Origin of the sequence: Mediterraneibacter catenae, from assembly GCF_008691045.1 — a bacterium.
Classification (GTDB): Bacteria; Bacillota; Clostridia; order Lachnospirales; family Lachnospiraceae; genus Mediterraneibacter; species Mediterraneibacter ornithocaccae.
Genome location: NZ_VMSO01000021.1, coordinates 1 through 20,197, shown reverse-complemented (window position 1 = coordinate 20,197; position 20,197 = coordinate 1). Strand labels below are relative to the sequence as shown.

Sequence of the window (20,197 nt, the reverse complement as noted above, 5' to 3'; positions counted from 1 at the left end):
GAGCTAATGTGGATGAATGCAAAAACATGGAGTATAATGAGATGAAACGAGAAGAAGATTGGGTAATAGAGGCGCAGAATGTCTCTTACACTTATGATGGGAATACAAAGAGAGCACTCGATGGCCTGAATCTTAGAATACGCCGCGGAACGAAAGTTGCATTTATGGGCGGAAATGGTTCGGGGAAGTCTACTTTCTTTCTCTGCCTGAACGGGATAAGAAAACCTGAAGATGGAAGGATATGTATTGAGGGTGAGCCGATCGAATATACGAGAAAAGGCCTGCTGGCGGTGAGAAGTAAAGTGGGAATTGTGTTTCAGGAACCGGACGACCAGCTTTTTTCTGCCAGCGTATATGAGGAAATTTCATTCGGGATATTAAATCTGGGGGTGGATGAGAGCACCGCACGAAGAGAAGTGGAAAGTGTGATAGAAGAACTGGAAATCACTCCGTTTCAGGACCGGCCCGCTCATGCTTTGAGTGGCGGACAGAAGAAACAGGTTGCTATCGCCGATATTCTTGTAATGCATCCTGAAGTGATGATTCTTGATGAGCCTGCGGCAGCGCTTGATCCGAAACATACGAAAAAAGTACAGGAGATCATTGACGGTCTGACGGATAAGGGGATAACCGTACTGATGGCTACCCATGATATTGACTACGCTTATGCCTGGGCAGATGAGATTGTCCTCATGCAAGAGGGAAAAGTGATCCGACAGGGGGCGCCTGCTGAGGTGTGCGCCGATCGGACGGCGCTTACTGAGGCAGGCCTGGAAGTACCTGCCGTACTTAGGATATATGAACGCCTCAGGGAAAAGGGGCTGTTATCAGGAGAAGCGGTTCCGCCCAGAAATGTGGACGGTCTTGTAGAAATCCTGTAAGGTCTGAGCGATGCGGCTGTTAAAAAACAGTACAGCATCAGAAAATGTGCCCGATAATTATATAGAAAAGATATAAAATGTGTACAGGAAAGGAATATGGAAGATGAAGAAAGGAATTCTTGTAGTGAGTTTCGGGACGAGCCATCTCGATACAATGGAGAAGACGATCGACGTCATTGAAAGAGAAATCGCGGAAAAATTTGTTGACTGTCGTGTGTACCGGGCGTTTACGAGCCGCATGATCATCCGCAAACTGAAGCGCACGGGTGTTATGGAAGTTGATACAGTGAAGGAAGCGGTAAAGCGCATGGCCGCCGACGGTATCGAGGATGTGATCGTTCAGCCGACCCATATCATAAACGGCATAGAGAACGACCGGATGATGGAAGACCTGATGGAGAATATGTCACTGTTTAAGCGGATACGGGTGGGGAAACCTCTCCTGAGCAGTGTGGATGATTATAAGAAATCCATTCACGCTGTCATGTCGGAGACAGAGCTTGACGAAGATGAGATGCTTGTATTTATGGGGCACGGCACGGACCATCATGCCAACTCGGCATACCCGACGCTGGAATATACTTTCCATGCACTCGGATACAATCAGGTATTAGTGGGAACTGTAGAGAGTTTTCCGGAGCTGAAAAACGTGATGGCGAAACTGGAGATCGCAGAGAAGAAAAAGGTTGCTCTTATGCCGTTCATGCTTGTTGCGGGAGACCACGCAAAAAATGACATGGCAGGAGAAGATGATTCATGGAAGAGCCAGCTTGAAGATGAAGGTTATGACGTGCGTATCATCATGAAAGGACTTGGTGAATTCGACGGAATCCGCAGGATTTTTCTGGATCATATCGAAGAGACGATGGAATAAAGAACAGGACTGACAGAGCGCAGACGCAGGAAAGGAGACGAATATGTTAGAAGCGGGAACAAAAGCACCGGCATTTGAACTGCCGGATCAGAATGGAACTATGCATACACTCGAGGAGTACAGAGGGAAAAAGGTGATCCTCTATTTTTATCCGAAGGACAATACACCGGGATGTACGAAGCAGGCGTGCGGATTTGGAGAGCTGTATCCGCAGTTCGCGGAGAAGGGGGCGGTCGTACTGGGAGTGAGCAAAGACAGCGTGGCCTCGCATAAGAAATTTGAGGAAAAATACGGACTTCCGTTCACGCTGCTCTCAGACACGGAGCTTACGTGCATCCAGGATTATGACGTGTGGAAAGAGAAGAATATGTACGGCAGGAAAACAATGGGCGTTGTGCGGACCACTTATCTGATCGATGAGGAGGGCGTGATCGTCAAGGCTTTCGGGAAAGTAAAGGCGGCAGATAATCCGGCGCAGATGCTGGGAGAATTATAGGAAGCAGCACGTTTTTGTAAATGACGCTGACAAGAAAGAGAAAGAGGGAGACATCTCGGCATGGATAAGGATATCGTCAGCAGGGAAATCGGCAGGACAAGATCCGGTCTGCGTTACGGATGGACAACGGGGAGCTGCGCCGCGGCGGCAGCAAAGGCGGCGGCGCAGATGCTCTTTGCCGGAGAGGAGATAAGGCAGGTAAGACTTATGACGCCGAAAGGGATCGAGCTGTATCTGGATGTGGAGTGCGTCACGCAGACGCCGGAATATACCGAGTGCGCGGTGAGAAAATACAGCGGCGATGATCCCGATGTGACGGACGGTCTGCTTGTTTTCGCAAAAGTGGAGCGGTGCGGAGGAGATCAGATCTTACTGGACGGAGGCGCCGGAGTCGGGCGGGTGACAAAGCCAGGCCTGGAACAGAAGATCGGTCAGGCGGCGATCAACAAAGTGCCAAGAAAGATGATAGCTGAAGAAGTGGAAGGCGTGTGCAGAAAATACGGATACTGCGGAGGGGTGAAGGTGCTCATCTCAATTCCCGGCGGGGAAGAGACGGCGAAGAAGACATTTAATCCCAGACTCGGTATCACGGGCGGACTGTCCGTGCTCGGCACATCAGGAATCGTGGAACCTATGAGTGAGAAAGCCCTCACAGATACGATCTATCTGGAAATGAAGATGCTGCACGAGAGCGGATGCGCATACTGCTATGCCGTTCCGGGAAATTACGGCATTGATTTCCTGACAGAGAGTATGGGAATCGACCCGGATCTTGCAGTGAAGTGCAGTAACTATGTGGGAGAGACAATCGATGACGCCAGACTGCTGGGGATGAAAGGGCTGCTTCTGATCGGTCATGTGGGGAAGTTTATCAAGCTTGCCGCAGGAGTCATGAATACCCACTCCAGACAGGCAGACTGCAGGATGGAAGTATTCGCGTCCCACGCGGCCATGGCAGGAGCGGACGCTGACACGGTGAAAGCGGTCATGGCCTGTCTGAATACGACAGAAGCAGTTCGGATATTGAAGAAAAAAGGTCTGCTTCAGGATGTGATGAAAACGGTGACAGAAAGGATCAGCTTTTACCTGAGACAGAGAGCCGGAGAAGAGCTGGAGATCGGAGCGGTTGTATTTTCCAGTGAAGAGGGGATACTGGGGCAGACAGAGAATGCAGCCCGATTGTCAGAGAAAATAGAGAGGAGACAGCAATGAGCGGAATATTTACAGGAGCAGGTGTCGGCCCGGGAGATCCGGAGCTTATGACATTAAAGGCGGTCCGCGCGATAGAAGAGTGCAGCGTGATCGCCATACCTGTGTCAGACAGTACGCTGGTGGCGCCGGTGTATGAGCAGGCAGGAAGCGAAGACGGGAGAAATGCGGCTTATCTGGAGCGGTGCGTGGCTTATCAGATCGCGGCAGGTGCATCGCCTGAGACGACAGAAAAGGACAGGATCTATCTCCCGATGCCTATGATCAAAGAGAAGGAAAGACTGAAAGCAATCCATGACCAGGATGCGGCGGCGGTCGCAAAACTGCTGGATGAAGATAAAAACGTAGTCTTTCTCACTCTGGGGGATCCCACAGTATATTCTACATGCATGTATGTACACAAGCGCCTGAAACGCGCAGGGTATACTACGCAGATCATACCGGGCATTCCGTCGTTCTGTGCGGCGGCGGCGCGTATGGATATCCCGCTCGTTGAGAACCGTCAGGAGCTCCATGTGCTTCCGGCATCCTATGACATTGAAGAAAGCCTGAATCTGCCGGGGACGAAAGTACTCATGAAAGCGGGCAGAAAGATGGGCGAAGTAAAGCGTCTGCTGGGAGAGAAGGAAATTGACGCGGTGATGGTGGAAAACTGCGGGATGAAGAATGAGAAGATCTATTCCGGAGCACAGGAGATCCCGGAACAGGCGGGGTATTATTCTCTGCTCGTGGTAAAAGAAAAGCAGACAGGAGGAAGAGAAAGATGATCACATTTGTAGGAGCAGGACCGGGAGCTGAAGATCTGATCACGGTGCGCGGGCAGAATCTCCTGAGAGAGGCCGACATCGTGGTTTACGCCGGATCACTTGTCAATCCGGGGCTTCTGTCAATGTGCAGAGAGAACTGTGAGATCTATAACAGTGCAAAGATGACACTGGAAGAAGTGATGGAGGTCATGACTGCCGGGGAACGGGCAGGGAAAAAAGTTGTCCGTCTCCATACAGGGGATCCCTGTCTGTACGGAGCTATCCGGGAGCAGATGGATGAGCTGGAGAAAGAGAATATCCCCTATGAAGTATGCCCGGGAGTGAGTTCGTTCTGCGGGGCGGCAGCCGCTCTGGGAGCTGAATACACGCTCCCCGGCGTCTCCCAGTCCGTAGTGATCACAAGAATGGCGGGACGTACGCCGGTTCCGGACAGGGAATCGATCCGAAGCTTTGCCGCGCATCAGGCGACGATGGTGATCTTTCTGAGTACGGGGATGCTCAAAGAACTTTCTGAGGAACTGATCCGCGGAGGCTACGCGGCGGACACACCGGCAGCCATTGTCTACAAGGCGACATGGCCTGAGGAGAAAGTAATGCGTTGTACGATAAAAAAACTTGCGGAAACTGCGGAAAAGGAAAATGTGACAAAGACAGCGCTCATCGTAGTGGGAAGGATCCTGGGCAGCGAATACGACCGCTCAAAGCTCTATGATCCGTCGTTTACGACAGAATTCCGCGAAGCGTCCGCACCGGTGCAGAGCGAGAAATAACAGTGAGTATCAAACAGAGAAACGGAGTACAGGGACAATGAGTAAAATATATGTGACAGGTCTGGGCCCGGGGGCGGCTGACCAGATGACGATACGGGCGAGAAAGGTGCTGGAGAAATGTCCGGTGATCATCGGATATACAGTATACATTGACCTTATCAGAGAAGAATTTCCGGATAAGACATTTCTGAGCACACCGATGCGCAAAGAGACTGATCGATGCCGCATGGCATTTGCAGAGGCGCAGAAAGGGCAGGATGTGGCAATGGTGTGCAGCGGAGATGCGGGAGTCTACGGTATGGCGGGCCTGATCTGTGAAGTCGGAAAGGATTATCCGGATGTTGGGATCGAGATCGTGCCGGGTATCACAGCCGCATCCGGCGGAGCTGCGGTCCTTGGGGCTCCGCTGATGCATGACTTCGCAGTCATCAGCCTGAGCGATCTGCTCACACCGTGGGAGAAGATCGAGCGCCGTGTCAGAGCCGCTGCAGAAGCAGATTTCGTCATCTGCATCTATAATCCGGCAAGTAAAAAGCGGGCGGACTATCTCAAGAAAGCCTGCGAAATGATTCTGGAGTTCCGCAGGCCGGAGACAGTGTGCGGGATTGTCAGAAATATCGGAAGAGACGGGGAATCATACGAGATCATGTCTCTGGAAAAGCTGAGAGACACGCAGGTGGATATGTTTACAACGGTATTTATCGGAAACTCTAATACAATGGAATTAAACGGCAGGATGGTAACGCCGAGAGGGTATAAGGATGTGTAAGAAACGCCAGAAGATTTCACTGATCGGGATCGGTATGGGAAGCAGGGAATCGATGACTGTGGAGGCAGTAGAGGCGATCGGTGCCTGTGACTGCATGATCGGTGCGAAGAGGATGATTGACTCAGCGAGGGAACTCCGGTATGGAACAGACCCGGCTGTCCGGGTGCCGGAGCTGTGCGAGTACAATTCAGTCAGGATACTTGCATATATAGAGGAACATCCGGACTATGCCCATGTGGCGGTACTGCTCTCAGGAGATACGGGATTCTACAGCGGAGCGAAGAAGCTCTCGGAAATGTTTGCTGGGCATCCTGACCAGTATGAGGTGGAAATGATCCCGGGGATCTCCTCGGTCATCTGTCTCGCCGCCCGGCTGAAAACGACGTGGGAAGACGGGGCGGTGCTCAGTCTCCACGGACAGGAAGGGAACTTCATACAGACAGTGAACAGAAACGGAAAGACATTCCTTCTTCTGGGCGGAAAGGGAGCCGGGGAGAAGATGATCACGCGGCTTAAGGAATACGGAATGGATGATGTGACCGTACATATCGGCAGCAGGCTCTCATACCCGGATGAGCAGATTGTATCCGGGCATCCGGGTGACTTTTCAGGAGACGAGGCGGACGGTCTGTGTGCGGCCATGATCCTGAATCCGCATCCGGATAAAAGAACAGGACCACACATCCGGGATGAGGAATTCATACGCGGAAATGTGCCCATGACAAAGGCAGAAGTGCGGTCTGTCAGTCTGGCGCAGATGGAGCTTACAGAGAATGCGGTCGTGTACGATATCGGTGCGGGAACAGGATCGGTGTCTGTGGAAGCGGCACGTTCCGGAGATAAGATCAGGGTATATGCTATAGAGAAAAAACCGGAGGCTGCTGAGCTTCTCAAGCAGAACCAGAAGAAATTCCGGACGGATGGAATACACATTATAAAGGGGGTGGCGCCGGATGCACTCCGGGAACTGGAGCCGCCGACCCATGTGTTCATCGGTGGAAGCTCCGGAAATCTCAGAGAAATCCTGTGCACTGTACTTGATAAAAATCCGTCAGCGCGCATCGTGATCAACGCCATATCGCTTGAGACAGTCGGCGAAGTTATGGATGCCATAGAGGAAGGTCTGCTGAGAGATGCGCAGATTACACAGATCATGGCGTCGCGCGCCCGCGTGCTCGGAAGATATCATATGATGACCGGACAGAATCCGGTGTACATCATTTCCGCAGGGGGAGAGAGGCAGGAAAACGAGGATGAGACGGAAGGAAGTGCGGACAGATGAAGATCCCCAGAATACTGATCGCTGCTCCGGCGAGCGGCAGCGGGAAGACAGCCATCTCCTGCGGCCTGATGTCCGCATTCAGGGAGAGAGGCATGGAAGTGCGGGCCTGCAAATGCGGGCCGGACTACATTGACCCGATGTTCCACAGGGAAGTACTGGGGGTGGATTCACGGAATCTGGATCTGTTCTTCTCGGACAAGGAAGAGCTGACCGATGGATTTATCCGGCATACATCCGGCGCGGATATCACTGTGACAGAGGGAGTTATGGGATATTATGACGGCCGCGGGACGGATACGGATGAGGGAAGCTCCTACGATGTGGCAAGGACACTTCAGATCCCTGTTATACTCGTGGTTCCCTGTCGGGGAGCGGCGCTCTCTCTTGCAGCGCTTGTCCGCGGAATGATCGGATTCCGTGCCGACAGCAATATCCGGGGAATCCTGCTGAACCGCGCGTCGAAGATGCTTTATCCCAGACTGAAAGACATGCTCGAACAGGAACTGAAAAAATCCGGATATGACATCCCCGTGGTGGGATATATACCCGAAGACGAAGCCTTTCGTCTGGAGAGCCGTCACCTCGGACTCGTGACGCCACAGGAGCTGAACAATCTGAAAGAACAGACAGAACGCGCCGGCAGGATACTGGATGAGAGCGTGGATCTGGATCAGATACTCTCTGTCGCGCAGGCGGCGCCGGAACTGGAAGCCGGAGAAACGCGGTCAGTACATCCGGCGGACGGATACGGACTGGCGGAAAATAGACTGACGGGAGGCGGCTGCTCTGTCAGAGACGGAAAAGACAGGAAAGAGGGGCAGAAGCAGCTCAGGATCGGGATTGCCCGGGATGAGGCGTTCTGCTTTTATTACAAGGCGAACCTGGAACTGCTGAAAGAAGTGGGATGTGAACTGGTGCCTTTTAGTCCGCTCAGAGATAAGAAACTGCCGGAAAATATCAGTGGTCTGATCCTGGGCGGCGGATATCCGGAGCTTTACGGCAAAAGACTCTCTGAAAACAGAGGGCTGCTGGATGAGATCAGAAGATCTCTGGACACAGGGATGCCCTGTCTCGCAGAGTGCGGCGGGTTCATGTATCTCCATGAGCAGATGGAAGACAGGGATGGGAATGTATATCCTCTGGCCGGGGTGATAAAGGGGAAGACCTGCCCTGCGGGAAAACTGGTACGCTTCGGATATGTCAATATAACAGCCGATAAAGAAGCTGACTGGCTCCTTCCCGGGGAAACTATAAGAGGGCATGAATTCCATTACTGGGACAGCACCGATTCGGGGAATGACTGTATGGCAGTAAAACCGGACGGGAAGAGAAAGTGGAACTGTATTCATATGAGAGAAAATATGTTTGCCGGTTATCCTCATCTGTATCTGCCGTCCATGCCGGAATTCGCACGCCGGTTTGCCGTGCGCTGTTATGAGTGGGAACGGACGCGGTGCGGTAACTGCCATAGTACAGGCGAATGTAGTAAAAAATAATAAACAGAAAGAGCAGAGGAAAGAGAAAATGTCTGAGGAGTTTGAGAAGAAATTACAACAGAAAATCGCAGAAATCCGTCCGGCTGACCAGGACAGCATGAAGGCGGCAAAAGCACACTGGAGGACAGTGGGCAAGCCGCTGAACAGCCTTGGGAAGCTGGAAGAGGCGGTGGTGCGTATGGCCGGTATCAGAGGAAAAGCAGACTATACAATCAGGAAAAAAGGTCTTGTTATTATGTGCGCGGACAATGGTGTGGTTGCCGAGGGTGTGACTCAGACCGGACAGGAAGTGACTGCCATTGTGGCGGAGAACTTTACCCGGCGCGCAACAAGTGTATGTCTGATGGCGGAGATCGCGGGCGTGGAACTTTTCCCGGTGGATATCGGAATGGCGGTGGATGTACCTGCAGTGACCAAGCCGGAATACAAGGTGATGAGCGGGACAAAAGATATGCTTCTCGAACCTGCCATGACGAGGGAGCAGGCGGCACAGGCAGTACTCACGGGAATACATATGGTTGAAAAACTGGCCGGACAAGGGTACGATCTGCTCGCTACGGGAGAAATGGGTATCGGAAATACTACAACGAGCAGCGCTGTAGCGGCTGTACTTCTTGAGCGGGATGCCGCGGAAGTGACAGGACGCGGCGCAGGATTGAGTTCTGAGGGACTGAACCGTAAGATTGACGTGATCCGACGTTCGATCGAGCTGCATCAGCCGGACAAAAAGGATGTTCTTGATGTGCTCTCCAAAGTGGGAGGTCTGGACATTGCCGGTCTGGCAGGCGTGTTCCTCGGAGGAGCGCTGTACCACGTCCCCGTGATTATTGACGGATTTATCTCTTCAGTGGCAGCCCTCTGCGCGGCAAAGCTGTGCCCTGCCGCGGCAGACTACATGATGCCTTCCCATAAGTCAGGAGAGCCGGCAGGGGGTATGGTGCTTGAGGCGCTGAAGCTTTCTCCTTATATCGAATGTAACATGTCGCTTGGCGAGGGAAGCGGAGCAGTGGCAGCAATTCCGCTGCTTGAGATGGGGCTTGCCGTTTACCATGAGATGAGTACGTTTGATGAGATCCATGTAGAACAGTATGAGGAGTTTGAGTAGCAGCATTGCAGGGAAAGGGAGAAATATGAAATGCGTCTGTTAAATTCACTGGACATAGCTATATCTATGTATTCCAAAATCCCCGTTCCGACCGTGGACTGGAATGAAAAAAATATGAAGTATGCGATGTGTTTTTTTCCTGTTGTCGGCGTGATAACAGGGATACTCCAGTTTGGCATCGGATATGCGCTTTTAGAATATACATCCTGCGGAAAGTTTTTCTTTGCCGCGGTGATGTCTCTGATTCCCGTTCTGGTCACGGGCGGCATCCATCTGGACGGATATGCGGATACGATCGATGCGATCAGTTCTTACGGCGACAGAGAAAAGAAACTGCAGATACTCAAAGATCCGCATACGGGCGCATTTGCCGTGATAGGGCTGTGTGTCTATTTTGTGGCGGTACTTGCGCTGTGGAGTGAGGCGGAGTCTTACATGCTGCCGATAGCAGCCTGTATGTATCCTCTTTCAAGATCTCTGAGCGGGATCTCTGTCGTGTCCTTTCATCCGGCTAAAAACAGCGGGCTGCTTCGGACATTTCAGGACGGAGCACAGAAAAAGAGAGTGCGCATTGTGCTTATCATATGGGCATGTATCTGTGCAGGGCTAATGTTGTATCTGGGATGGCAGCAGGGCGGCGCTGCCGTGGCCGGAGCAGCGGCAGTGATCGCGGCGGCTCTTCTGGTGTTTGCCTATTATTACTGGATGAGCAGGAAGAAGTTCGGCGGAACGACGGGGGATCTGGCGGGATACTTCCTGCAGATGTGTGAACTGGCGATGCTGGCAGTGATCGTGTTTGCAGGAAAGATAATATAAGATATCTTGAAGTCTTGTCATCGATATACAGAAAGGGAAAGACTATGAGAGTAGTATTCATCCGGCATCTGTGCACGCCGGGAAATGAAAAGAGACAATACATCGGCCGGACAGATGAAGATCTCTCCGAACGTGTGGCAGAAGAGTTCCGTCAGCGTCAGGAAAAGAGTACCGGCGGACTGTATCCGTCTGTACAGTATATTATCACAAGTCCTCTGAAACGGTGTATCCAGACAGCAGGACTCATTTATCCCGGAATGGAGATTGTCACAGAACCGATGCTCCGGGAGTGCGATTTCGGAGAATATGAGCAGAAGACTTATGAAGACCTGAAAAATGAGCCTGAGTATATCCGATGGCTAGAGTCCGGAGGAATGACTGCATTCCCGAGCGGGGAAGATCAGACATCCTTTCGCAGGAGATGCGTGGACGGAGTGAAGAGATGGATCGACAGACTTCTTGAGGATGGCGCGGACAACGCGGCTTTCGTCGTACATGGAGGTACGATCATGGCGGTGCTTTCCGAGCTTGCTGAGGATAAGCACGAGTTCTACCACTGGCAGGTGGAAAATGGCGGCGGATATGTGGCTGAAGTGTCAGGAGAGGAATGGAGAAACAGCAGGAAAGTGCTGAGAGTGACACAAAGAATATAACCACTTAAAATAATAATGTAAATTTATCGATATATTTTAATGCTTCCTGTTGAAGTATTTCTAAAAGCCGTATATAATAAAGAAAAAGATTAAATGAGGTGTTAATAGTGGCAAAGGCATTAAATATCCTGCATAGTTTAGTCCCGATTTCTCAATTTAATAAAGGTAAAGCTTCACAGATTTTTGACAGGCTCCGTACGGAGAAAGAACTGGTTGTATTAAAAAATAATCAGCCTTCTGCAGTAATTTTGTCACCGGAGGAATATACAAGACTTACGGAGATTGAAGAGGATTATATGCTATTGCTTGAAGCCGGGAAGAGGCTTGAAGCAAACGGCGATAAACCAACTATATCTTTTGAGAATGTACTTGCTGATATAGGGATCAGCGAAAAGGAACTTGAAGAAGCGGGGGATGTGGAAATCGAATGACCTGGAATATTGAATTTTTAGAAGAAGCGGCAAAAGATATAAAAAGGCTTGATCATTCTGTCCGTATTCAGGTTTTAAAAGGAATTCAGAAAGTAAGTCGAAATCCTCTTCCTGTACAGGAGGGAGGATATGGAAAGCCTTTGGGCAGTAAATCAGGAACTAATCTTACGAATCTATTAAAGATTAAATTCAGAGATCTGGGGATCCGTGTTGTATATAAGATTATTTTCGATGATGGAATTATGAAAATTGTTGTCGTATCTGCACGGGCGGATGAACAAGTGTATAAAGAAGCAGCAAAGCGACGAGAAAAATATCAATTGTAGCAGAGAGCATAGAAGAAAATATACTTTTATGCTCTCTTTTATATTATAATAAACACAAATACAGCCGAAAGGAGATGCAGAGGATGAAGGTGTGGAAGATGATTACAGCAGCTATAATCTGACTAATTTCAGTGGGAATCAGTCAGAAAACACAGTGTCCGGTTCAGCAGAAAAACTGGAAGGAATGGATACAATATGGGAGCTCGACGCGGAAGAGCCGGAAGAAGTGAATATCTCCTATAGTCTGATGGTCACATCGGGAAAAGCGAAACTTGTTTATGTCGATCCGGAAGGCACAGTGTCCACACTTTTGGAATGCAGCGCCGGGGAAGATGCCGGGCAGTCTGCATCGGAAACAATAGAAGTAAGAGAAGGAGAGAACCGTATCCGGCTTGTGGGCGCGGAAGGTACGGGCTTGGAATATGAATTTACGGCAGACAAAGGAGATGTCGAGGCATTTGGTGACTGAAAAAGCGCTTCATAATCTGTCAGTGAAAAATGAATCATAGGGGGTAAAAGCTATGGCGAAAGGAATTATCATCTATCAGAGCAAATACGGAAGCACGAAAAAATATGTACAGTGGCTGAAAGAGGCAACAGGGTTTGACGTCATTGAAGCCAAAAAAGCGAAAGCAGATACGATGAACGGTTATGATACAGTAGTGCTGTGCGGCGCTGTCTATGCCTCGGGGATTGCCGGAATATCATATCTGAGAAAGAATAAAAATGCACTATCAGGGAAGCGGACAGCGATATTTTGTGTCGGTGCGTCTCCGTATGACGACAAGGCATTAGAAGAAGTTAAAAATCATAACCTGAAAGAAGACTTGAAAGATATTCCTCTTTTCTACGGGCGCGGAGCATGGGACGAAGAAGCGATGACGTTCACAGACCGCACGATGTGCAGGATGCTTCAGAAATCAGTCGGGAAAAAGGATCCGTCCGAATATGAGCCGTGGATGACAGCGCTCATGTGCGCAGCCGGACAGAAATGCGACTGGACGGATAAGAAGTATCTGGAACCGTTGATCGATTATATAAAACAGTAGAGAGAAGAAAAGTAAAATGAAGGAACGTAAAAAGCAGATAGTTTTTATCGGTGTAATACTGCTATCAGGAATATATAGAAGAATACAGTCATTTTCTCGAAAGAAATTAACTTATGGTACAGTATTAGATTTAATAATTTGTGCCAATTTTATGGAGGGTTTATGAGTAAAAAAGCAAAACTTATAGTAGGTATCGGCGTGGCTTTGCTGATACTGATCGTTTTAGTGGCAGCAGGTATACGAAACCACTTTATGCAGGACGAACCGGCGGATAAGCCAAAGGCGGATAGCGCCTATACTATGCAGGCAGTTTATTTAAAAAAAGAAGATGGTAATAATATCTTCGTTGAACTGGAAAATGACATGCCTTTTACCGGAAAAATACCACAGGAAGAACTTTACGATGAAAATGGGGAAAAGATCACAGAGCAGGATCTGAATAACGGGGATGTCCTGAATATTTACGGAAACGGGATTATGGCCCAATCTTATCCCGGCCAGTACAACGGAATTTCAAAAATAGAAAGAACGGAGCAGGAAAATCAGGAGTACATTGAAGAATACAGCCACTTTCTGGACGAATTTTTTGTGGAGAAGGAACCTTCCCAGCGTCCTGAACTGAACGTATGCTATACGGATGATCTGGCAGCCGTGACGGTAATGATTCCGGAAGCATTGGGATATACATGGACTTACGAGGAAAACGGCGAAGGCAATACTATTACTACAGATGCGCCGCACATCCTGCAGACAAATCCGACAGAAGTGACGAAGCTTTCAGAACCAATGAAAATGGAATTGATGTTTGATGTAAAACCTGAGAGCGTTCAGATTCTTTCATGGGAGGATTCTTTGCTGGGGCAGTATCAGGACAGCGCGGATCAGATCCCGGATGGAACACCTGTAGAAATTCAGGAAAATGAGGAAGGAAATCCCGAATTTACCGCGCAGCCGGGATGTGTATATCTGGTACAGGGACAGTGGGAAAACGGAACAGCGGATTACGGATTCTGGACTCCTTCCGAGTGATCATCTGATGCAATGAATAGATAGTGGATAAACTTGAAGCATAAGAATGCGTTTATGTGTGGTGTGAGGAGAAGAAAAAGATGGATAAAATCAAAAGAATCATAAACTATGTTTCGTGGGGAATCATCGGAATAACCGGACTTATATTTGTTGTAAACTGGAAGAATATCCCTGCATCTGTTATTACGCATATCGGTTTTGTATCGGTTTCCTATGGAAGTAAATATACATTAATTATAATTTTTGTAATTGAAATTATTGCTAATCTGGTATTTACACTGGGATATGACATCCCATATATCAAGGAGGTAAGAAAAACCAGACAGCCATCCTTTTTGGTTGATGGGTTAAGCATAGTTATCCAATCGTTTGCGGTGTTGATGATGTCCGCTTTTATTCTGCAGACAGTCTGGTAGGTTGAAAAGAAAAACAGAAATGTTTGAGGGATTGACTCTTCTTGATATAGCGAAAAAATACGGAAAAAAGAGGTGCAGTGATGAGATTAAAAAATGTATTGATCGTTGTTGAGGACATTGAGAGGTCAAAGCAGTTTTATCATGATCTGTTCGGTCTTGATATGGTGCTTGATAATGATGGAAATATGATTTTAACTGAAGGTCTTGTGCTTCAGGACAGAGAAATTTGGGAGAAATTTCTGGAAAAAGATATTATTCCGGAAAGTAATGCCTGCGAACTGTATTTTGAAGAGCGTGATATAGAGGCGTTTGCTCAAAAACTTGAGAAAATCTATCCCTCGGTCAAATATGTCAACAGACTTACTACTCACAGCTGGGGACAGAAAGTAATTCGATTTTATGATCCGGACGGGAATCTGATCGAGGTGGGAACACCGCATGGAGAGAGAAGATGGCTGGCCCGGGAGGGCTATGAAGCTGAGGGTGAAGAACCGGATGATTGGAAGGCAGATGGGAAGCTGCTGCTCTCAAATCTGGATAAGCTTCATACAACCCAGATGGGAGGAGACCGGATCAAGAAAAATCTTCGGCTGGAAAGAGCAGATGTTGTGGAATATTGCAGAGATAAGATACTGGCTTCAGACTGTAACATTTATAAAGAGGGTAAGAACTGGTATTGTCATACAGACAATATTAAGATTACAGTCAACGCTTCAAGTTATACGATCATTACAGCCCATCTTGTTAAATAATAATATGGATGTGAGAGATATGAAAAGGCAGGATTGAAGAATAAGAAAAAGTATGAAGGAAATTAGTATGCGTCGTTTTAATGTATCAGGACAGAAATCGGAGTATAGGGATGGAGATCAGAAGTTACAGACAGGAAGATATAAAAGTGATTGCCGAACTATTTTATAATACAGTACACAGTGTAAATGCATCAGACTATACAGATGAACAGCTTGATGCGTGGGCCGATGGAAATATAAATCTGGAAGCGTGGGACAGATCATTTCGGGAGCATATGACTTTGGTAGCAGTAATGGCTTCAAATGAAGAGGAGGGCAACGGACAGATTGTGGGTTTTGCGGACATGGACAGTGCGGGATATCTCGACCGGCTGTATGTGCACAAAGATTTTCAGCGGCATGGGATTGCGTCAGAGCTCTGCGACAGGCTGGAACAGGCGGTGGATGCAGAAACGATTACAACACATGCGTCGATCACGGCGAGGCCCTTTTTTGAAAAGAGAGGATATAAGGTTGTGAGGGAACAGCAGGTGGAGAGAAAAGGAGTACTGTTGACAAATTATGTGATGAAAAAAGGTTGCAGTTCACACCGTACTCAGGTATAGGAGAATGCAGCGTCATGCTCGCATGTAAGAAGCATTCTCCTATACCTGAGGGCGAGTGGAACTCGCAACCCCCGCCCACATAAGCAGTCTTAGCACGTAGTGCGGAACTGAAGCGCGTCAGCGCGACGAGTGCGCATGTGGGCAGGGGTTAGGTGTGAACTGTACTGAACTGTACCTGAAGAAGAGAAAGGAGCAGGTGATGTCTGTGGAGACAATATTTCAAAGAGCGGATATATCCGCACCGGCGTTGATCAATCCGGCAGATACGACAGAGAAGAGAAAAGATTTCCCGAAAATCTGTGTGTCTACATTTTCTGACAATATTATCCGGAAATTTGCGTCTCTGGAAAACGTGCATCAGATAGCGGAGTTATATACTGCAAACGGCGCAATGCCAGTTTATAAGATCCGCTATAAAGATACTGATATCGCTTTTTTCCAGTCAAGAGTAGGAGCTCCTGCCTGTGTCGTCGGCTTCGAGGAAATCGTGGCGATGGGTGCGGAGCGTTTTGTCCTGTTTGGTTCCTGCGGCGTACTTGATGAAAAGAAAGTGCAGGGGAAGATCATCATTCCCGTCTCGGCGGTACGGGACGAGGGAACGAGCTATCATTACGCGGCGCCATCACCGGAAATAAAAGCAGATGAACGGTATGTGGACATACTGGAGCGCGTATTAACGGAATGTGGCTGTCCGTATGTAAAAGGCAGGACATGGACGACAGACGGCATTTACAGAGAAACTCTTCCAGTGATACAGGAGAGAAAGGAACAGGGATGCCTTGCAGTAGAGATGGAATGTGCATCCATGATTGCAGCTTCGCAATACAGGAAGATCCCTTTTATCCAGTTCCTGTATGGCGCGGACAGCGTTGGAACGGACACATGGGAAATCAGAGATCTGCTGCAGTACGGACTGGATAGTGCGGATAAATATATGGCACTGGCATTTGAGTGCGGACTTGCACTGATGTGATTTCAGGAATACCGGCAGAAAGGGCAGCACTATGGGATGGGGATTATTATTTGTATCAGGATTATGCCTTGGGTTTTATCTGCTTTATATTAATGGTCTGTTCATGCTCAGCGCTAAGATTGCGGTGATATTTGTGGGCTATATAAGAAAAAACGGGGAGGCAGCCCTGCAATTTGCAGGATGTAACGGACAGGTGAAGCGTGTGCTTAGATTTCACAAGGCGGGAAATTATGAGTTTGTATATCGCTCGGAAATATCAGAGGGAGCGGTGACATTACAGATTCTGGATGAGAAGAGACGGGAATTGATATCCTGTATGGGCATGAACTATGCGGCCAAATTGGAAGTGGAAGAGAAAAAGAGGTATTATATGGTCTTCCGGTTCAACAATGCGACGGGAAAATGCAGCGTTATGTGGAACTGAAAAAGAAGATTGAATATATGGAATATATCATGATAGAATGAGTTACGGAGCAACCGTGTTGCAGGGTGGCTGACCTCTATTCTTACATAGAATGGGGGTGGTGCTGATGGACAAGAAACCGTTTGACTTTAAAGATCTTATGGCTTTTGGAATGTTCATACTGGCATTGCTGACATTCGTATTTGCGAATTTGAAGTAGTGTGTTAAGTATAGAAAAACCACCCCGGTAACTTTGGCGAGTAATGAGGTGGTAATTCTATGTTATCTCTTTATTATTAGGTCAACCCCTTGTGGGCGGCTGCTCCTTTTCTATTAAGAATATAGCATATTCAGCAAAAAGATTCAAGATACAGAAAAATAGTTAAAATGAGTAGATCTGTGCGTGCAAGAAAGGGGGATACAATATGATTTTCAGGAAAGAAGTCTATTTTACAAGAGATATGGAAAAATATAATCGTGCGAAAGCGGCTCTCGCAGATCATGGGATTGAGTATACATCGAAATCCAATCCGATGACAAATCCGGGAAGGTATCATGGTACACCGTTTATTAATGCGTCAGCGGCATATGAGTATCATCTGTTTGTTGCAAGAAAAGAAGAAGAAAAGGCGGAGCAGGTGCTTCGCAGCGCAGGAGTGAAATAAAGAAGATGGACATTAAAATCATACCTGCATATCATCACTCGCAGGAAATAAGAGAACTGTTTTCAGAATATACGGAAATGCTGATAAGCGGCGATCCTGCGTTTAAAGAGTATCTCGAGATTCAGAATTATGACGCTGAGCTGGAGCATCTGGAAGACAAATATGGTATGCCTGCCGGACGCCTTTATCTGGCATACTGCGACGGAAAAACGGCGGGCTGTATCGGTCTGAAGAAACCAATGATTACAAACGGCTGAAAGAGATCGGGATACCACTGCCGGAGATGCTTGATGTGGATATGGAAAATGAGCGGATCATAAAGGAATACATCGAGGGAGATACGGTCTATGAGATGGTCTTAAAAGACAGACCGCTGGAGGAATGTCTGCGACAGGTAAAAGAGATGTGCCGCCTGCTCTACGCGGCAGACATGAATATAGATTATTTTCCCACAAACTTTATCATGTGTGACGGCGTGCTGTATTACGTTGACTATGAGTGCAACAGGTATATGGAAGAATGGAATTTTGAAAACTGGGGCGTGAAATACTGGTCAAAGACACCAGAGTTTTTTAAGTATGTCGAAGAGCATCCTTAAAGAGTCTGCAATGCAAGTGAGGGGATGGATGACGTTTTTACAATGAGTGGAGAGGGAAAGCGATTTTGAACACAAAAGGAAATTAATATTGTTTTAAAGGAGAAACTTTCAGAACAAGTATGGAAATGAACGAATATAACATCATAAAGATCAAAAATCATCCGGAGCTTATCTGCCGTGCAGCAGAATGGTTCCATCACAAGTGGCATATTCCGGCAGAAGAATACAGGAAAAGTATGGAGGAGTCGCTGCAAAGCGGGACCTCTGTGCCACAGTGGTATCTTGTAGTGGAAGACAGCAGGATCATAGGCGGAGCAGGAGTGATCGAAAATGATTTTCATAAGAGAAAAGATCTCACGCCGAATGTGTGCGCTCTCTATGTGGAAGAGGACTGCCGCTGCCGCGGGATTGCGGGTGAACTGCTCCGTTTTATGTGCAATGATATGCGGGAAAAAGGAATCGATACGCTTTATCTTATCACAGATCATACATCGTTTTATGAGAGATATGGTTGGGAATACCTCTGTATGGTCGAGGAAGATGAGGGTGGCATGACAAGAATGTACATCCACAACGGAAAGGAATAAGAATATGAGAAAAGTCATCTTATATATAGCAATGAGCCTTGACGGGTATATAGCAGATAAGAACGGCGGTGTGGCCTGGCTGGCAGGGCAGGATGCAGAGGTAGCAGATGAGGGGACATATTCAGAATTTGTACAAGGTATCGATACGGTTGTAATGGGATGGAATACCTATGCCCAGGTAAGGACGGAACTCTCACCGGAGATATGGCCCTATGAGGAGATGGAAAGTTATGTCATTACTCACAGAAATGAGAAGTCAACAGGAAATATTAAATTTGTCCGGGAAGAGCCCTGTGAGTTGACCGTTCGACTGAAAGAAATGCCGGGAAAAGATATCTGGATCTGCGGCGGCAGCAGTATCATTCAGCCCCTGGTCCGTGAAAATCTGATCGATGAATACCGTGTTTCGATCATACCAACGATACTGGGAGACGGAATCCCATTGTTTGGGGACAGGGAAACAGAACTGCATCTCCGGCTGAATAAGACGATGATGTATAACGGAATAGCAGAGCTTGTTTATACCAGAAGGTGATGAATGGCATACAGGACTTGAGTTTCATGTATCTTGTTGTATAATAGAGGAAGATAATACGCAAGATAATACGCAAGTATATGGAGATGCTGTTGTGGGAGATTATAAACCGCCTTTTACAATTACAAATGAGATTTTATCTTATGTTTCATCTATTTCAGAAAAGATTGGACGCATTACAGCTACTGGAAATTTAGAAGCAAGACCACATCTTAGAAAAAACAATCGTATCAAATCAATTCACTCGTCTTTGAAGATTGAAGCTAATTCACTCTCTTTGGGGGAGGTTAGGGATGTCATCAATGGTAAGACGGTATTGGGCGAACAGAAAGAAATCCGGGAAGTTAAAAATGCCTATGCTGCATATGAAAAATTTTCTGAAATAGATCCATATAGTATCAGAGATCTAAAGAGATTCCATAGCATTATGACAAAATATGTTGTGGAAGAATCCGGTGAATTCCGCTGTGGGGAGGAAGGTGTCTTTAACGGTGACCAGTGTATCTTTATGGCTCCGCCTGCACGATTAGTTCCGCAGTTAATGGACTCCCTCTTCAACTGGATGAAAGAAGCAAATAATAGTGTTCATCCACTGATTCTCAGCAGTATATTCCATTATGAATTTGTTTTTATCCATCCGTTCTCTGATGGTAACGGCAGAATGGCAAGATTATGGCATACCGCTATTCTTTCCAAGTGGAAACCGGTAT

28 protein-coding genes and 1 pseudogene are annotated in these 20,197 nt (G+C 47.8%); all 29 read left to right on the top strand.

The features are described from left to right. The first annotated feature begins 41 nt into the window (after positions 1 to 41). Positions 42 to 881 carry an energy-coupling factor ABC transporter ATP-binding protein gene (locus tag FNY66_RS12720; RefSeq protein WP_087151759.1) on the top strand — a complete coding sequence of 280 codons (840 nt, stop codon included), beginning with the start codon at positions 42 to 44 and terminating at the stop codon, positions 879 to 881. 103 nt (positions 882 to 984) lie between these two features. After that, a complete protein-coding gene (locus FNY66_RS12715; RefSeq protein ID WP_150311393.1) occupies positions 985 to 1,755 on the top strand; it encodes a sirohydrochlorin cobaltochelatase in 771 nt (256 codons plus the stop codon). A gap of 43 nt (positions 1,756 to 1,798) precedes the next feature. Beyond that, positions 1,799 to 2,251, top strand: coding sequence for a thioredoxin-dependent thiol peroxidase (bcp, locus tag FNY66_RS12710; RefSeq protein ID WP_087151744.1), 453 nt, complete (start codon positions 1,799 to 1,801; stop codon positions 2,249 to 2,251). 60 nt (positions 2,252 to 2,311) lie between these two features. Further along, positions 2,312 to 3,463 (top strand): cobalt-precorrin-5B (C(1))-methyltransferase CbiD, encoded by a 1,152-nt coding sequence (gene cbiD, locus FNY66_RS12705; RefSeq protein ID WP_150311392.1) that lies wholly within the window; start codon positions 2,312 to 2,314, stop codon positions 3,461 to 3,463. Beyond that, positions 3,460 to 4,227: a precorrin-2 C(20)-methyltransferase gene (cobI, locus tag FNY66_RS12700; protein ID WP_150311391.1), complete on the top strand. Its 768-nt coding sequence runs from the start codon at positions 3,460 to 3,462 to the stop codon at positions 4,225 to 4,227. Before cbiD ends, cobI begins: the two co-directional genes overlap by 4 nt. Beyond that, positions 4,224 to 4,997, top strand: coding sequence for a precorrin-4 C(11)-methyltransferase (gene cobM / locus FNY66_RS12695; RefSeq protein WP_150311390.1), 774 nt, complete (start codon positions 4,224 to 4,226; stop codon positions 4,995 to 4,997). The genes cobI and cobM overlap by 4 nt, the downstream gene beginning before the upstream one ends. Before the next feature lie 37 nt (positions 4,998 to 5,034). After that, on the top strand, positions 5,035 to 5,766 hold the full coding sequence (gene cobJ / locus FNY66_RS12690; RefSeq protein WP_150311389.1) for a precorrin-3B C(17)-methyltransferase: 732 nt from the start codon (positions 5,035 to 5,037) through the stop codon (positions 5,764 to 5,766). Continuing rightward, positions 5,759 to 7,048 carry a precorrin-6Y C5,15-methyltransferase (decarboxylating) subunit CbiT gene (gene cbiT, locus FNY66_RS12685; RefSeq protein WP_150311388.1) on the top strand — a complete coding sequence of 430 codons (1,290 nt, stop codon included), beginning with the start codon at positions 5,759 to 5,761 and terminating at the stop codon, positions 7,046 to 7,048. The genes cobJ and cbiT overlap by 8 nt, the downstream gene beginning before the upstream one ends. After that, positions 7,045 to 8,544 (top strand): cobyrinate a,c-diamide synthase, encoded by a 1,500-nt coding sequence (locus FNY66_RS12680; RefSeq protein ID WP_150311387.1) that lies wholly within the window; start codon positions 7,045 to 7,047, stop codon positions 8,542 to 8,544. The genes cbiT and FNY66_RS12680 overlap by 4 nt, the downstream gene beginning before the upstream one ends. Before the next feature lie 28 nt (positions 8,545 to 8,572). After that, complete coding sequence (gene cobT, locus FNY66_RS12675) at positions 8,573 to 9,649, top strand: nicotinate-nucleotide--dimethylbenzimidazole phosphoribosyltransferase (protein WP_150311404.1); 1,077 nt, start codon at positions 8,573 to 8,575, stop codon at positions 9,647 to 9,649. A gap of 30 nt (positions 9,650 to 9,679) precedes the next feature. Further along, a complete protein-coding gene (locus tag FNY66_RS12670) occupies positions 9,680 to 10,465 on the top strand; it encodes an adenosylcobinamide-GDP ribazoletransferase (protein WP_150311386.1) in 786 nt (261 codons plus the stop codon). A 44-nt stretch (positions 10,466 to 10,509) separates the two neighbouring features. Further along, positions 10,510 to 11,118 (top strand): histidine phosphatase family protein, encoded by a 609-nt coding sequence (locus FNY66_RS12665; protein WP_150311385.1) that lies wholly within the window; start codon positions 10,510 to 10,512, stop codon positions 11,116 to 11,118. A 107-nt stretch (positions 11,119 to 11,225) separates the two neighbouring features. Beyond that, on the top strand, positions 11,226 to 11,549 hold the full coding sequence (locus FNY66_RS12660; protein WP_087151754.1) for a type II toxin-antitoxin system Phd/YefM family antitoxin: 324 nt from the start codon (positions 11,226 to 11,228) through the stop codon (positions 11,547 to 11,549). After that, positions 11,546 to 11,875, top strand: a complete 330-nt coding sequence (locus FNY66_RS12655) for a type II toxin-antitoxin system RelE family toxin (RefSeq protein WP_087151755.1) — start codon at positions 11,546 to 11,548, stop codon at positions 11,873 to 11,875. The genes FNY66_RS12660 and FNY66_RS12655 overlap by 4 nt, the downstream gene beginning before the upstream one ends. 91 nt (positions 11,876 to 11,966) lie before the next feature. Beyond that, a complete protein-coding gene (locus FNY66_RS12650; protein WP_150311384.1) occupies positions 11,967 to 12,344 on the top strand; it encodes a hypothetical protein in 378 nt (125 codons plus the stop codon). Between the two features lie 52 nt (positions 12,345 to 12,396). After that, positions 12,397 to 12,924, top strand: coding sequence for a flavodoxin domain-containing protein (locus tag FNY66_RS12645; protein WP_087152594.1), 528 nt, complete (start codon positions 12,397 to 12,399; stop codon positions 12,922 to 12,924). A gap of 162 nt (positions 12,925 to 13,086) precedes the next feature. Beyond that, entirely contained in the window at positions 13,087 to 13,953 is an 867-nt protein-coding gene (locus tag FNY66_RS12640; RefSeq protein ID WP_150311383.1) for a hypothetical protein, read from the top strand. An 80-nt stretch (positions 13,954 to 14,033) separates the two neighbouring features. Further along, a complete protein-coding gene (locus FNY66_RS12635; protein WP_087152596.1) occupies positions 14,034 to 14,369 on the top strand; it encodes a hypothetical protein in 336 nt (111 codons plus the stop codon). Between the two features lie 80 nt (positions 14,370 to 14,449). Then, positions 14,450 to 14,806: pseudogene (locus FNY66_RS12630) on the top strand (VOC family protein); the annotation flags it as partial. 81 nt (positions 14,807 to 14,887) lie between these two features. Then, positions 14,888 to 15,121, top strand: a complete 234-nt coding sequence (locus tag FNY66_RS15950; protein WP_330581347.1) for a DUF3781 domain-containing protein — start codon at positions 14,888 to 14,890, stop codon at positions 15,119 to 15,121. Between the two features lie 110 nt (positions 15,122 to 15,231). After that, positions 15,232 to 15,726, top strand: a complete 495-nt coding sequence (locus FNY66_RS12620) for a GNAT family N-acetyltransferase (protein ID WP_150311382.1) — start codon at positions 15,232 to 15,234, stop codon at positions 15,724 to 15,726. 205 nt (positions 15,727 to 15,931) lie between these two features. After that, positions 15,932 to 16,699, top strand: a complete 768-nt coding sequence (locus FNY66_RS12615; RefSeq protein WP_087152600.1) for a nucleoside phosphorylase — start codon at positions 15,932 to 15,934, stop codon at positions 16,697 to 16,699. Positions 16,700 to 16,730: 31 nt separating this feature from the next. Next, on the top strand, positions 16,731 to 17,123 hold the full coding sequence (locus FNY66_RS12610; protein ID WP_087152598.1) for a hypothetical protein: 393 nt from the start codon (positions 16,731 to 16,733) through the stop codon (positions 17,121 to 17,123). A gap of 404 nt (positions 17,124 to 17,527) precedes the next feature. Next, complete coding sequence (locus tag FNY66_RS12605) at positions 17,528 to 17,767, top strand: putative signal transducing protein (protein ID WP_087151254.1); 240 nt, start codon at positions 17,528 to 17,530, stop codon at positions 17,765 to 17,767. 5 nt (positions 17,768 to 17,772) lie between these two features. Beyond that, positions 17,773 to 18,024, top strand: a complete 252-nt coding sequence (locus tag FNY66_RS12600; protein ID WP_202879165.1) for a hypothetical protein — start codon at positions 17,773 to 17,775, stop codon at positions 18,022 to 18,024. Between the two features lie 41 nt (positions 18,025 to 18,065). Next, a complete protein-coding gene (locus FNY66_RS12595; RefSeq protein WP_229409521.1) occupies positions 18,066 to 18,365 on the top strand; it encodes a hypothetical protein in 300 nt (99 codons plus the stop codon). Between the two features lie 125 nt (positions 18,366 to 18,490). Further along, the gene (locus tag FNY66_RS12590; protein WP_150311380.1) at positions 18,491 to 18,952 is read left to right on the top strand and encodes a GNAT family N-acetyltransferase; all 462 of its coding nucleotides are present in this window, start codon (positions 18,491 to 18,493) and stop codon (positions 18,950 to 18,952) included. A 4-nt stretch (positions 18,953 to 18,956) separates the two neighbouring features. Next, the gene (locus FNY66_RS12585; RefSeq protein ID WP_150311379.1) at positions 18,957 to 19,487 is read left to right on the top strand and encodes a dihydrofolate reductase family protein; all 531 of its coding nucleotides are present in this window, start codon (positions 18,957 to 18,959) and stop codon (positions 19,485 to 19,487) included. Next, a partial coding sequence (locus tag FNY66_RS12580; protein ID WP_229409519.1) for a Fic family protein occupies positions 19,468 to 20,197 on the top strand: 730 nt, incomplete at its 3' end. The genes FNY66_RS12585 and FNY66_RS12580, both read left to right, overlap by 20 nt.